The organism is Mycobacterium sp. SMC-2 (assembly GCF_025263485.1).
Lineage (GTDB): Bacteria > Actinomycetota > Actinomycetes > Mycobacteriales > Mycobacteriaceae > Mycobacterium.
Window position 1 is genome coordinate 2,465,031 of sequence record NZ_CP079863.1, and the last position, 13,572, is coordinate 2,478,602.

Annotated in this window: 12 protein-coding genes; 11 read left to right on the forward strand and 1 reads right to left on the reverse strand. The window is 69.6% G+C overall.

Annotated elements, in window-relative coordinates; genetic code table 11:
* Positions 1–519 precede the first annotated feature (519 nt).
* On the reverse strand, positions 520–1,254 hold the full coding sequence (locus KXD96_RS11665) for a thioesterase II family protein (protein ID WP_260744696.1): 735 nt from the start codon (positions 1,252–1,254) through the stop codon (positions 520–522).
* Positions 1,255–1,493: 239 nt separating this feature from the next.
* Between KXD96_RS11665 and sepIVA the strand changes: the two genes are divergently transcribed.
* From sepIVA to ftsY, 11 genes are all read left to right on the forward strand, one after another.
* Positions 1,494–2,231, forward strand: a complete 738-nt coding sequence (sepIVA, locus tag KXD96_RS11670) for a cell division protein SepIVA (protein ID WP_260745336.1) — start codon at positions 1,494–1,496, stop codon at positions 2,229–2,231.
* A 54-nt stretch (positions 2,232–2,285) separates the two neighbouring features.
* Positions 2,286–2,870 (forward strand): DUF177 domain-containing protein, encoded by a 585-nt coding sequence (locus KXD96_RS11675; protein WP_260744697.1) that lies wholly within the window; start codon positions 2,286–2,288, stop codon positions 2,868–2,870.
* On the forward strand, positions 2,867–3,580 hold the full coding sequence (gene rnc, locus KXD96_RS11680) for a ribonuclease III (protein WP_260744698.1): 714 nt from the start codon (positions 2,867–2,869) through the stop codon (positions 3,578–3,580). Before KXD96_RS11675 ends, rnc begins: the two co-directional genes overlap by 4 nt.
* A gap of 111 nt (positions 3,581–3,691) precedes the next feature.
* Positions 3,692–4,552 (forward strand): DNA-formamidopyrimidine glycosylase, encoded by an 861-nt coding sequence (gene mutM / locus KXD96_RS11685; protein ID WP_260744699.1) that lies wholly within the window; start codon positions 3,692–3,694, stop codon positions 4,550–4,552.
* A gap of 187 nt (positions 4,553–4,739) precedes the next feature.
* Positions 4,740–5,012 (forward strand): FeoA family protein, encoded by a 273-nt coding sequence (locus KXD96_RS11690; protein WP_260744700.1) that lies wholly within the window; start codon positions 4,740–4,742, stop codon positions 5,010–5,012.
* Positions 5,009–6,922 carry a ferrous iron transporter B gene (locus KXD96_RS11695; protein ID WP_260744701.1) on the forward strand — a complete coding sequence of 638 codons (1,914 nt, stop codon included), beginning with the start codon at positions 5,009–5,011 and terminating at the stop codon, positions 6,920–6,922. The genes KXD96_RS11690 and KXD96_RS11695 overlap by 4 nt, the downstream gene beginning before the upstream one ends.
* Entirely contained in the window at positions 6,919–7,482 is a 564-nt protein-coding gene (locus tag KXD96_RS11700; protein ID WP_260744702.1) for a NifU family protein, read from the forward strand. Before KXD96_RS11695 ends, KXD96_RS11700 begins: the two co-directional genes overlap by 4 nt.
* A 126-nt stretch (positions 7,483–7,608) precedes the next feature.
* The gene (locus KXD96_RS11705; protein WP_260744703.1) at positions 7,609–8,022 is read left to right on the forward strand and encodes an OsmC family protein; all 414 of its coding nucleotides are present in this window, start codon (positions 7,609–7,611) and stop codon (positions 8,020–8,022) included.
* Entirely contained in the window at positions 8,009–8,302 is a 294-nt protein-coding gene (locus KXD96_RS11710; protein WP_260744704.1) for an acylphosphatase, read from the forward strand. Before KXD96_RS11705 ends, KXD96_RS11710 begins: the two co-directional genes overlap by 14 nt.
* A gap of 170 nt (positions 8,303–8,472) precedes the next feature.
* On the forward strand, positions 8,473–12,075 hold the full coding sequence (gene smc, locus KXD96_RS11715; RefSeq protein ID WP_260744705.1) for a chromosome segregation protein SMC: 3,603 nt from the start codon (positions 8,473–8,475) through the stop codon (positions 12,073–12,075).
* 183 nt (positions 12,076–12,258) lie between these two features.
* Positions 12,259–13,527: a signal recognition particle-docking protein FtsY gene (gene ftsY, locus KXD96_RS11720; RefSeq protein WP_260744706.1), complete on the forward strand. Its 1,269-nt coding sequence runs from the start codon at positions 12,259–12,261 to the stop codon at positions 13,525–13,527.
* Positions 13,528–13,572 lie beyond the last annotated feature (45 nt).

Genomic DNA, 13,572 nt, shown 5'->3' on the forward strand with positions numbered 1-13,572 from the left:
TTCGTTTATTTGCACGCAAGCTGCGTGCTGCGCGTCGAGCGGCTTCCCCGGTTACCGACAACCGCTCTCGTGAAGCAACCTAAGCATTCTTCGCGGATGAGACCTTGGGATTTACAAAATCAAAACGAGATGTAGCCCACAGCGCCGCGCGCTCCCTGGCCGCCTGAGCCGGCCCGGCTCGTCGCTGGCGGCTCTTGCGCGCCATATGAGAGGTACGCCCATGTGGCTTGTGGTGCTGTTGTTATACGAGTGATGAATAGTGATCAGAGTGGGGACCGCGGCGCGCTTTGCACCATGCGACGGTGGTAGTCCCACCGCACCGTTTTGACGACCCTGTACGGTGTCCACCTGCTCGGGCCGGATGGGGCGCCGACGCGCGTCCGGGCTGGCGGGCGGACGTCCCGCAGCCGGCCTCCGCGACGTCCCAGCTCCTCCTGTGTCCGGGTTGGCAAACTCTAGGTCAGCATCCTGGCGGGTGGCCCGCCGGATCTGTGGGTCGGTATGGCGGCGCCGCCACAGCTATCTGCTGACGCACCGATGAAGGACCGTTTCCTCGATGTCCTTTACCAGCTCTGGCAAATTGTCGTTCAGGTAGAAGTGGTCCCCGGGAAACACCCGAATGCGGAATTCGTCGGTGGTGCGGTCGGACCAGGCCGACATGTTCTCCTCGGCCACGATGATGTCGTTGTCCCCGACGAACGCGTAGATCGGACACGACACCTTGACCTCTGGCGGGTGGGTGTAGCCCGCGATGGCCCGGACGCTTTGCAGCGTGGGCAGGATCGTCAGGGCGAACTCGTCGTTGGCCAGCAGCTCGGGATTGGTGTCGGTCACCTGGGCGACGACGTTCAGGATGTCGCGATCGGAGCCCTGTAGTTCCTTGTAGCGGATGTGGCCGGGCGCCGCGCTCGACGACACGAACAGGGCGGCGATCGGCTGCCCGGCCGACTGAAACCTCAGTGCCACCTCGAAGGCCAACAGGCCGCCCATGCTGTGGCCGAAGAAGGTCACCGGCGCATCGGCCGGCACGGAAGGCGCCATCATCGAATAGATTTCGTCCGCGAACGCGGGAATGCTCGGGAGTTGAGTCAGGCCCTTCTCGCGCCCGGGGTATTGGACGGCGACGCGCTTTATATCCGCCGAGAATGCCTTGGCGAACGGAACGTAATAGGTCGCCGATCCGCCCGCGTGCGGGAAAATATATAGCGTCGGCGCGACCTGTCGCCCGTTGTCGCCATCCGGCTCCGTGTTCACCGCGCCACCCTATCCCGATGTCATTGGTCACCCGGGCGTATCGCCGTTCGCGATATTCGGCGGGCGTCGGCCCGCTCGGCGCCGGCGCGGAAGTGCTGGAACAATCAAACCTGTGTTCCGGGCTGGTAGGAGCCGCGGCGGTCAAAAGCCCGACACACCGGGCCGCCACCGCTGTCACAAAGGCAACACCAGGCACACTGGTAACAATAGGAGTTTGCAGACGCCAGGAGGATATGGCCGTGTACCGGGTCTTTGAAGCGCTCGACGAACTGAGCGCCATCGTTGAAGAAGCACGCGGCGTTCCCATGACGGCGGGCTGCGTGGTGCCGCGCGGTGACGTGCTGGAATTGATCGACGACATCAAGGATGCGATCCCCGGCGAGCTGGACGACGCCCAGGACGTGCTCGACGCGCGCGACTCGATGCTGCAGGATGCAAAGTCGCACGCCGAATCCATGGTTTCCTCGGCGACCACCGAGTCCGAGTCGATGCTCAACCACGCCCGTGCCGAAGCCGACCGGCTCTTGTCCGACGCAAAAGCGCAGGCAGACCGCATGGTGAGCGAGGCGCGCCAGCACAGCGAGCGGATGGTCGGCGAGGCCCGCGAGGAGGCGATGCGCATCGCCACGGCGGCCAAGCGCGAGTACGAGGCCAGCGTCGGCCGTGCCCAGGCCGAAGCCGACAGGCTGCTCGAGAACGGCAACATCTCCTACGAGAAGGCCGTGCAGGAGGGCATCAAAGAGCAGCAGCGCCTGGTGTCGCAGAACAGCGTGGTGGAGGCGGCCAACGCCGAGGCCACCCGTCTCATCGACTCGGCGCACGCCGAGGCCGACCGGCTGCGTGGCGAATGCGACATCTACGTCGACAACAAGCTCGCCGAGTTCGAGGAGTTCCTCAACGGCACGCTGCGCTCCGTCGGGCGCGGTCGTCACCAACTCCGGACGGCGGCCGGCACGCACGACTACGCGGTGCGCTAGCCTCTCCGGGCCACCGTGGCCTGGAATTATGCGGTGCGCCGTAGGATTTCTTTTATGACGCGGCAGCACGGCACCACCTCGCAGCGCCATCTGAACTCGCCGTTGAGGATCGACATCACCCGGCTCGGGCGGCGCCCCGGGGCGATGGTCACCCTGCGCAAGACCGTGCCCAGCCCGTCGCGCATCGGGCTGGACATGATCGCGATCGAGGCGGGCGCTCCATTGGAGCTGGACCTGCAGGTCCAGTCGGTGTCCGAAGGCGTGCTGGTGACGGGGACGGTGGACGCGCCCACCGTGGGCGAGTGCTCCCGTTGCCTGACCCCGGTCAACGGTCGGGCGCAGGTCCGGTTGACCGAATTGTTCGCCTACCCTGACAGCACGACGGAGGCGACCACCGAGGAGGACGAGGTCGGTCACATCGTCGACGACACCATCGACCTCGAGCAGTCGATAGTCGACGCCGTGGTTCTCGAGCTGCCCTTCTCGCCGGTGTGCACGCCCGATTGCCCGGGGTTATGTCCCGAATGCGGTGTTTCCCTCGCGGCCGAGCCCGGCCATCAGCACGACCGCATCGACCCGCGGTGGGCCAAGCTGGCCGGCATGTTTCCCGAGGCCGACGCGCCGCGGGGTGAGCAATGACGTCACGGCAAGACCTGCTCGACGCGCTCGGGGTCGAACTGCCCGATGAGCTGCTCTCACTGGCGCTGACGCATCGCAGCTACGCCTACGAGCACGGCGGGCTGCCCACCAACGAGCGTCTGGAGTTTCTCGGCGACGCCGTACTGGGTCTGACCGTCACCGACGAGCTCTACCACCGGCACCCCGACCGGTCGGAAGGGGACCTGGCCAAGCTGCGGGCCAGCGTGGTCAACACCCACGCGCTGGCCGACGTCGCCCGCAAGCTGTCCGGGGACGGCCTTGGCGTCCACATGTTTCTCGGGCGCGGGGAAGCCAATACCGGCGGCGCCGACAAGTCGAGCATCCTGGCCGACGGCATGGAATCCCTGCTGGGCGCCATCTACCTGCAGCACGGAATCGACACGGCCCGTGAAGTCATTTTGCGGCTGTTCGGCGCGCTGCTGGACGCCGCGCCGACGCTCGGGGCCGGGCTGGACTGGAAGACCAGCCTGCAGGAGCTGACCGCCGCGCGGGGCATGGGCGCGCCGTCGTACGTGGTCACCTCCACCGGCCCGGATCACGACAAGGAATTCACCGCCGTCGTCGTCGTGATGGATACCGAATACGGGTCCGGTGTGGGGCGCTCCAAGAAGGAGGCCGAGCAGAAGGCCGCGGCGGCCACCTGGAAAGCCCTGGAAGCGCTGGACACCGCGGGGAAAACGTCCGCCTGAACCGATGGTGATGACCCGCCGCGCCCGGCTTCGCCGCGCTTGCGATCATCACTGGGCCCGATGGTGATGACCCGCCGCGCCCGGCTTCGCCGCGCTTGCGATCATCACTGAATGCCCGAGCTGCCCGAAGTCGAGGTCGTGCGCCGCGGCTTGCAGGCCAGCGTGGTGGGCAAGACGATCACGGCCGTGCGGGTGCACCATCCGCGCGCGGTGCGCCGCCACGAGGCCGGGCCCGCCGACCTGACCGCCCGGCTGCTCGACGCCCGGATCACCGGCACCGATCGGCGCGGTAAGTATCTGTGGCTGCTGCTGGACGGTCCAGCCCAGCCGGATACCGCGCTCGTCGTGCACCTCGGCATGAGCGGGCAGATGCTGCTGGGGGAGGTGCCGCGCGCCGACCATGTGCGCATCTCCGCGCTGCTCGACGACGGGACCGTGCTGAGCTTCGCCGACCAACGCACCTTCGGCGGCTGGATGCTCGCCGACCTGGTGAGCGTGGACGGCAGCGTGGTGCCGGTCCCCGTCGCGCACCTCGCGCGCGATCCGCTGGACCCGCTTTTCGACCGCGACGCCGTGGTGAATGTCTTGCGGCGCAAGCACTCCGAGATCAAGCGGCAGCTCCTCGACCAAACCGTGGTGTCGGGCATCGGGAACATCTACGCCGACGAGGCGCTGTGGCGCGCCAAGGTCAACGGCGCCCGAATCGCGGCCACGCTGACCCGCAAGCAGCTGGGCGCTGTCCTGGACGCCGCGGCCGACGTGATGCGCGACGCGCTGGCCCAAGGTGGGACGTCGTTCGACTCGCTGTATGTCAACGTCAACGGCCAATCGGGCTACTTCGACCGATCGCTGGACGCCTACGGCCGCGAAGGGCAGCCCTGCCGCCGCTGCGGCGCGGTGATGCGCCGGGAGAAGTTCATGAACCGGTCGTCGTTCTACTGCCCCAGATGTCAGCCGCGGCCGCGCTCTTGAGTTTGCGCGCAGGGCGTCGAGTGTGTGCGCCCACGGTTGCGACACGCCGAGCGACGTGTCGCACCCGGGACGCACACTCGACGGGCGCCGGGCAGGCTTTCGCGGGAAAGGTGAGGTTACCCTCACCTCGCGTCGTTATCCTTGGTGGCATGGTGGACCTGTGGAACCTGGGCTAGTGAGGAAATCGGTGCGGAGGTCGCTCCGTGTACCGGGTTCGCCGACCGTGCTGGCTCAGCTCGCGCCGGGCCAGCGGGCAACCATCGTGGGCGTCGCGCCGGCGGCTTCTGCCGTGGTGGCGGGCCGTCTGCGGCAGCTCGGCTTCCGGCCGTCGTCCGCCGTCGAGGTCATTCGGCGCGCCCCGATGGGCGACCCGACCATTTACCGGATTCAGGACACCGAACTGTGCCTGCGCCGGCGCGAGGCGCGGTTGATCGAAGTCGACCCGGGGAGCGTCGCATGACGTCCTGCCACGAGGAAGGCGCCGCGGTCGCCGTCGCCGGTGGCGTGGCGCGTGTCGCCCTGGTCGGCAGCCCCAACGCGGGCAAGACCTCGGTGTTCAACCAGCTCACCGGGCTTCGCGCCAAGACCGGCAACTATCCCGGCGTCACGGTCGGCCGCAGGGTCGGCATCACGAAAATAGACGGCGTCGAGATCGCCGTGGAGGACCTGCCCGGCACCTACAGCCTGGAGCCCATCAGCCCGGACGAACAGGTGGTGGCCGATCTGCTGGCCGGCAACGTCGCCGGCGCCGGCCGGCCTGACGCGATTGTCCTGGTGGCCGACGCCACCACGCTGCACCGCTCGATCACGCTGGTGGCCCAGGTGCTGCGGCTCGACGTCCCGTGCCTGTTGGCGCTGACCATGACCGACGAGTTGACCCCGCGCGGTGGCGGCATCGACCTCGACGCCCTGTCGACGGCGCTGGGCATCCCGGTGCTCCCGGTTGTTGCGCACCGCGGCGCGGGCATCGACGCCCTGCGTGGCCGACTGGCGTCCTTCGACCGGTGGCAGCGGCCCCCTATCCCGCCGCCGGGTGACAACGACGCCGCCGAGGCCTGGGGCAAATCGGTACTGAGTGCGGCCAAATACGCTGCGCCACAACCGGATCAGCGCACCCGCGGTATCGACGCGATTGTGCTGCACCCGCTGTGGGGCACCGTCATCTTCTTCGCGGTGATGTTCTGCTTCTTCCAGGTCGTTTTCACCGTCGCCGCGCCGCTGCAGGACCGCGTGAGCCAAGGGCTCGGCTGGCTCGGCGCCCTGGTCAGCGACCACGTCGGCAACTACGTCGTGCGCGGCCTGCTCGGGCAGGGACTCATCGGTGGCGTGGGGACGGTGCTTCAGTTCATCCCGCAGATCGTGCTGTTGTTCCTGCTGATCGCGCTGCTGGAGAACGTCGGCTACATGGCGCGCGCCGCGTTCTTGATGGACCGGGTGATGGCCGCGACCGGATTGGAGGGTCGCGCCTTCGTCGCGATGCTTTCGTCGTTCGCGTGCGCGATCCCCGGGATCATGGCCACCCGGACCCTGCCGTCGTCGCGCGACCGGATCGCCACCATCATCACCGCGCCGTTGATGACCTGCTCCGCCCGGCTTCCCGTCTTCACCCTGCTGGTGGGTCTGCTGGTTTCGCCGCAGACGCAGTGGGGCGGCCTGAGCGCGCAGGGTATCGCGATGTTCCTGCTGTATCTGTTCGGCGGCACCTCCGCGCTGATCGCCGCGTCGCTGTTCAAGTCGACCATCCTGCGCAGCGACCTGCTCCCGTTCACGATGGAGCTTCCCCCGTATCGCTTCCCGTCGCCCAAGAACGTGCTCATCACGATGTGGGATTCGGCCAAAGTGTTCTTGCGCAAGGCCGGAACCATCATCCTGGGCACGTCGGTGGTGCTGTGGGTGCTGCTGAATTTGCCTGCGCGCCAAGCCGAAACCGCGCACATGTCGCCGACGGAGACCACCGCCTACGTGATGGACCACAGCTACGCCGCCGACGTCGGGAAGGCGATCGGGCCGGTGTTCGAGCCGCTCGGCTTTGATTGGCACATCAACGTCGCCCTGCTCGGTTCCTTCTCCGCGCGCGAGGTATTCGTGTCCACCCTGGGCCAGGTGTCGGCGGCGACGAACCCCGAGGATCCGCACGAGGCTCTGGTCACCATGGCCGACGACAACGGCCACAAGGTGTTCACCGCGTCGACCGTCATCGCCCTGATGGTGTACTTCGTCTTCGCGTTGCAATGCATGTCCACCGTCGCGGTGATGCGCCGCGAAACCAACTCGTGGCGGTGGCCCGCCTTCGCGTGGTGCTACATGTTCGTCCTGGCATGGACGATGGCGTTCGCGGCCCGGTCGATCGCGATCGGCGTGGGCGCATGATCCCCATCCACGCGACGGCCACGGCGAATCCGGCGCAGCTGCGCTGGGTGGTCCCGCCCGATCGGCTGCCGGCGCGTGGCGCCGTCCGGCGCGCCCCGGGCAGGCTCGGCGCCCTGCTGGACAGCGGGACGATCGCCGAGATTCTGGTGGGCGCTTGCGACATCCTGATCACGATCGGGGCGGGCGGCAGCTGGCGTGAGGCGGGCGACGACGTTCGCGAGGCGCTCGGCGAGGCGCTGCTGGACCCGCGGGGCTGGACGGTCGACGAATCATCGGCCCCGGATCTGGAAAGCGTCGCCGCGGAATTGCTTGCGGGACCCGTGGGTGCGCTTGCCGCGTCGCACGGCGGGTCGATCGAGCTGGTCTCGGTGGCCGGCCACACCGTGACCGTGCGGATGGTCGGCGCCTGCGACGGATGCCCGGCAGCGTCGTCCACGCTGCGGGACGTATTCGAGCGCGAGTTGCGACGGCGATTCGATGGTCGAGTCGTGGTGTCCTGCGAAAACAACACGCCGGCAATCTCTTTGGGGAAAAAGCTGTTGTCGCTTATCGTCCGCTGAGCCGGTCATCGAGTGTGCGTTCGGGGCGTTGAGTGTGCGCCCAGGGCGGCGACACGCCGGTCGTGGGCGCCCGGGACGCACACTCGACGGGGCACGGCGCACGCACCGCCCGGTAAAAAGTAGGGCATGACCGAACTTTGGGTGGAGCGCACGGGATCGCGCCGTTACACCGGACATAGCTCGCGCGGTGCGCAGGTGCTGGTCGGCTCCGACGACGTCGATGGCGTGTTCACCCCCGGCGAGCTGCTGAAGATCGCGCTCGCCGCGTGCAGCGGCATGTCCAGCGACCAGCCGCTCGCCCGCCGGCTCGGCGAGGACTACCAGGCGGTGATCAGGGTGTCCGGGGACGCCGATCGCGAACACGAGGTCTATCCGCTCCTGGAAGAGACGCTCGAGCTCGACCTGTCCGGGTTGTCCAACGAGGACAAGGAGCGGCTGCTGGTGGTGGTCGAGCGGGCGATCGACCTGGCCTGCACGGTCGGGCGCACGCTGAAAGCGGGCACCAAAGTCAACTTCAAGGTCGTCGATGTCGGATCCTGACGTTCGGCTCACGGCCTGGGTGCACGGGCGGGTGCAGGGTGTCGGCTTCCGATGGTGGACGCGCAGCCGGGCGCTCGAGCTGGGCCTCACCGGTTACGCGGCCAACCAGGCCGACGGCCGCGTCCTGGTGGTCGCCCAGGGGCGGCGCGAGGCCGGCGAGAAGCTGCTGGCGCTGCTGGAAGGCGGCGAGGCGTGGCCGTCCAGGCCGGGCCGCGTCGACAAGGTCGTCGCCGACTGGTCGCAGCCGCGGGAGCGGTTCGAGGGCTTCGTCGAGCGCTGACGGATAGCGACGGCGCTGTCACGTTCAGCACGCGGCATTGACCCCGTTGCGGTGACTGGTGTGACCACTGTGACCGGTGCGGCCAGCTGTGAATGCCGGCCACATTTCCCGTCTCCCGACACCCCGCGGTGCGGGCGAGCCGGGCGATTTGAGCGGTAGTCTGGCTGGCCGTGTACCTCAAGAGTCTGACGCTCAAGGGCTTCAAGTCCTTCGCATCGCCGACGACTCTGCGTTTCGAGCCGGGCATCACCGCCGTCGTCGGGCCCAACGGCTCGGGCAAATCGAACGTCGTCGACGCCCTGGCCTGGGTCATGGGGGAGCAGGGAGCGAAGACCCTGCGCGGCGGCAAGATGGAAGACGTCATCTTCGCCGGCACCTCGTCGCGGGCCCCGCTGGGCCGCGCCGAAGTCACCGTCACCATCGACAACTCCGACAACGCGCTGCCGATCGAGTACTCGGAGGTGTCGATCACCCGCCGGATGTTCCGTGACGGCGCCAGCGAATACGAAATCAACGGCGCCAGTTGCCGTTTGATGGACGTGCAAGAACTGCTGAGCGACTCCGGGATCGGCCGGGAGATGCACGTCATAGTGGGGCAGGGCAAGCTCGACGAGATCCTGCAATCGCGACCCGAGGACCGTCGCGCCTTCATCGAAGAGGCCGCCGGCGTGCTCAAGCACCGCAAGCGCAAGGAAAAGGCCCTCCGCAAACTCGACGCGATGTCGGCCAACCTGGCCCGTCTCACCGACCTGACCACCGAGCTGCGCCGCCAGCTCAAGCCGCTGGGCCGCCAGGCCGAGGTGGCCCGCCGCGCCCAGACCATCCAGGCCGACCTGCGCGACGCCCGGTTGCGGCTGGCCGCCGACGACCTGGTCAACCGGCAGACCGAGCGCGACGCCATCTTCGAGGCCGAGGCCGCGATCCGCCGCGAGCACGACGAGGCCGCCGCCCGCCTGGCCGTGGCATCCGAGGAGCTCACCGCGCACGAGGCGGCGGTCGCCGAGCTCTCAACCCGGGCCGAATCGGTCCAGCACACCTGGTTCGGGTTGTCCGCGCTGGCCGAACGGGTCGCCGCGACGGTCCGCATCGCCAGCGAACGGGCGCACCATCTCGACGTGGAACCGGCCCCGCCCAGCGACACCGATCCCGATGCGTTGGAAGCCGAGGCCGAGCGGGTGACCGTCGCCGAGCAGCGACTGCTGGCCGAATTGGCCGAGGCGCGCACGCGGCTCGACGCTGCCCGCGCCGAGCTGGGTGAGCGCGAGCGCGAGGCCGCCGAGGCCGATCGGGCCCACCTGGCGGCGGTGCGGGCGGAGGCGGACCGGCGCGAGGGCCTGGCCCGGTTGGCCGGTCAGGTCGAGACCATGCGGGCGCGCGTCGAATCGATCGACGACAGCGTCGCGCGGCTGTCCGAACGCATCGAACAGGCCGCCGCGCGCGCGCAACAGTCCAAGGCGGAGTTCGAGACCGTGCAGGCACGCGTCGGCGAACTCGACCAGGGCGAGGTGGGCCTCGACGAGCACCACGAGCGGACGGTGGCTGCATTGCGGCTGGCCGACGAACGCGTCGCCGAACTGCAGTCCGCCGAGCGCGACGCCGAACGCCGGGTGGCCTCGCTGCGGGCCCGCATCGACGCGCTTTCGGTCGGGCTGGAGCGCAAGGACGGCGCGGCCTGGCTCACCGAAAACCATTCTGGGGCAGGCCTTTTCGGGACTATCGCCAAACTAGTCAAGGTTCGCTCCGGCTACGAGGCGGCGCTGGCCGCGGTGCTGGGGCCGGCGGCCGACGCGCTGGCCGCCGAGAACTTCGGCGCGGCCCGGTCCGCGGTCGCCGCGCTCAAGCAGGCCGACGGCGGGCGCGCGGCCCTGGTGCTCGGCGACTGGCCCGCCGGCCATCCCGCGTCGCGCGACGCGCTGCCCGGCACCGCCCTATGGGCGCTGGACCTGATCGATGCGCCCGCGCGGCTGCGCGGCGCAATCACGGCGATGCTGTCGGGTGTCGCGGTGGTCGACGACCTGGATCAGGCGCTCGAGCTGGTGGCGGCGCGCCCGCAGCTGCGCGCGGTCACCCTCGACGGTGACCTGGTGGGCGCCGGCTGGGTGAGCGGGGGCTCCGACCGCAAGCTGTCCACCCTCGAGGTGACATCGGAAATCGACAAGGCAAACAGCGAGCTCGCCGTCGCGGAATCGCAGGTCGCGCAGCTGACCGCGGCGCTGTCCGGCGCGCTGACCGAGCAGGGGGCCCGCCAGGACTCCGCCGAGCAGGCGCTGGCCGCGCTCAACGAGTCCGACACCGCGATCTCGGCGATGTACGAGCAGCTGGGCCGGCTCGGCCAGGAAGCCCGCACCACCGAGGAGGAGTGGAGCAGGTTGCTGCGGCAGCGCGAGGAGCTCGAAGCGGGCCGGGCGCAGACGGTCGAGGAAGTCACGGAATTGGAGAACCGGCTGCGCAACGCCCAGGAGACGCAGCACGTGCAGGCGGAAGAGCCCAGCCACGCCGAGGTCCGCCAGCGGATCGCCGCCGCCGCCGAGGGCGCCCGCAGCGCCGAGGTGGAGGCCCGGCTGGCGGTGCGGACCGCCGAGGAGCGGGCCAACGCGGTGCGCGGGCGAGCGGATTCCCTGCGCCGCGCCGCGGCCGCGGAACGCGAGGCGCGGCTGCGGGCCCAGCAGGCGCGCGAGGCGCGGCTGCGCGCGGCCGCCGTCGCCGCGGCGGTGGCCGACGCCGGGCGGCTGCTGGCGCAGCGGCTGGACCGGGTGGTCGAAGCGGCCTCGAAGATCCGCGACGCGCTGGCGGCCGAACGTCAGGACCGTGCGGCGGCGATGGCGGCGGTGCGCGACGAGGTGAACGCGTTGAGCGCCCGGGTGGCCACCCTGACCGACTCGCTGCACCGGGACGAGGTGGCCAACGCGCAGGCGGCGATGCGGATCGAGCAGCTCGAGCAGATGGTGCTGGAGCAGTTCGGCATGGCGCCGCCCGACCTGATCGCCGAATACGGGCCGGACGTGGCGCTACCGCCCACCGAGCTCGAGATGGCCGAGTTCGAGCAGGCCCGCGAACGCGGGGAGCAAGTGGTCGCGCCCGCCCCGATGCCCTACGACCGGGCCACCCAGGAGCGCCGGGCCAAACGCGCCGAGCGTGAGCTGGCCGAGCTCGGCCGGGTCAACCCGCTGGCGCTGGAGGAGTTCGCCGCGCTGGAGGAGCGCTACAACTTCCTGTCCACCCAGCTCGAGGACGTCAAGGCGGCCCGCAAGGACCTGCTCGACGTGGTCGCGGACGTCGACGCCCGCATCCTGCAGGTGTTCAGCGACGCCTTCGTCGATGTGGAACGCGAATTCCGTGAGGTCTTCGCCGTGCTGTTCCCCGGCGGCGAGGGCCGGCTGCGGCTGACCGATCCGAACGACATGCTCACCACCGGCATCGAGGTGGAGGCGCGCCCGCCCGGCAAGAAGATCACCCGGCTGTCGTTGCTGTCCGGCGGCGAGAAGGCGCTGACCGCGGTGGCGATGTTGGTGGCCATCTTCCGCGCCCGCCCGTCGCCGTTCTACATCATGGACGAGGTGGAGGCCGCGCTCGACGACACCAACCTGCGCCGCCTGATCAGCCTGTTCGAGCTGCTGCGCGCGCGATCGCAGCTGATCATCATCACGCACCAGAAGCCGACCATGGAGGTCGCCGACGCGCTGTACGGCGTGACCATGCAGGGCGACGGCATCACCGCGGTGATCTCACAGCGGATGCGCGGGCAGCAGGTGGAGCAGCTGGTGTCGAGCTGACGTAGGCATCCGCGGACGCTGCGGGATGGGGCGTCGAGTGTGGACGGACGGCGTCGGCCGTGCAGCGAGGGCGGGGTTTCGGCGATTTCTCCGCCGGGGACGCACACCCGGCGCCCAGAACGCACACTCGTGCCCGATGCCCCCTGAGCGCCCGCGGCGATCGTCGCTTGAAACAATGTCAGCGTGTCGCAAGGTCTTTGGATCGCCATCGCGGTCGTCGCTGTCCTCGTTGTCATCGCGGCGCTGGTCCTGGGCCTGGCGCGGTACCGCCGCCGGCGGATCAGCTTCACGGCCAAGCCGGAGCCCGGCGCCATAGACCGGTCGGGCGGCTACACCGCGTCGTCCGGCATCACCTTCAGCCAGACCGCGCCGGCCGATCGGCTCGACACCACGGGGCTGCCCGGGGTGGGCGACGACGCCACCATTCCCCGCGACGCCCCGCGTCGCACGATCTCGGAGGTCGAGCTCCCCGAACCGGAGACCATCGCGCCGCCTCCGGTAGCCCCGCCGGCACCCGAGATCGAGGCCATCGCCCCGCCCGAGGGCCGGCTGGAGCGGCTCCGCGGCCGGCTGGCCAAGTCGCAGAACGCGCTGGGACGCAGCTTGCTGGGCCTGATCGGCGGCGGCGATCTCGACGAAGACGCCTGGCAGGACGTCGAGGACACCCTGCTGGTGGCCGACCTCGGGCCGGTGGTCACCGAGTCGGTGATGTCGCAGCTGCGCGCCCGGCTGGCCGGCAGCGCCGTGCGCACCGAGGCCGACGCGAAGGCCGTGCTGCGCGACGTGCTGATCCGCGAGCTGCACCCCGACATGGACCGCTCGATCCGCGCCCTGCCGCACGCCGACCACCCGTCGGTGCTGCTGGTCGTCGGCGTGAACGGCACCGGAAAGACCACCACCGTCGGCAAGTTGGCGCGGGTGCTGGTGGCCGACGGGCGTCGCGTGGTGTTGGGCGCCGCCGACACCTTCCGGGCCGCCGCGGCCGATCAGCTGCAGACCTGGGCGTCCCGGGTGGGCGCGGAGGTGGTGCGCGGCGCCGAGGGCGCCGACCCGGCGTCGGTGGCTTTCGACGCCGTGGACAAGGGCATCGCCACGGGTGCGGACGTGGTGCTGATCGACACCGCCGGCCGGCTGCACACCAAGGTCGGCCTGATGGACGAGCTCGGCAAGGTTAAACGCGTCGTAACCCGACGCGCCCCGGTCGACGAGGTGCTGCTGGTCCTCGACGCCACCATCGGGCAGAACGGGCTGGCCCAGGCGCGGGTGTTCGCCGAGGTGGTCGAGATCACCGGCGCGGTGCTGACCAAACTTGACGGTACGGCCAAGGGCGGCATCGTATTCCGCGTCCAGCAGGAGCTCGGGGTGCCCGTGAAGCTGGTCGGCCTCGGCGAGGGTCCCGACGATCTGGCGCCGTTCGAACCGGGCGCGTTCGTCGACGCCCTGCTCGGCTGAACCCCTTACACGGGGAGCGGGACGTTAATCCCGCCGAAACATGCT

Bases quoted from the DNA above. Each gene is read 5' to 3' on its own strand.
- KXD96_RS11700 (WP_260744702.1), top strand. From the start codon at position 6,919: ATGATCCCCATCCACGCGACGGCCACGGCGAATCCGGCGCAGCTGCGC.
- rnc (WP_260744698.1), top strand. From the start codon at position 2,867: ATGACGTCACGGCAAGACCTGCTCGACGCGCTCGGGGTCGAACTGCCC.
- KXD96_RS11705 (WP_260744703.1), top strand. From the start codon at position 7,609: ATGACCGAACTTTGGGTGGAGCGCACGGGATCGCGCCGTTACACCGGA.
- KXD96_RS11695 (WP_260744701.1), top strand. From the start codon at position 5,009: ATGACGTCCTGCCACGAGGAAGGCGCCGCGGTCGCCGTCGCCGGTGGC.
- KXD96_RS11710 (WP_260744704.1), top strand. From the start codon at position 8,009: ATGTCGGATCCTGACGTTCGGCTCACGGCCTGGGTGCACGGGCGGGTG.
- KXD96_RS11675 (WP_260744697.1), top strand. From the start codon at position 2,286: ATGACGCGGCAGCACGGCACCACCTCGCAGCGCCATCTGAACTCGCCG.
- mutM (WP_260744699.1), top strand. From the start codon at position 3,692: ATGCCCGAGCTGCCCGAAGTCGAGGTCGTGCGCCGCGGCTTGCAGGCC.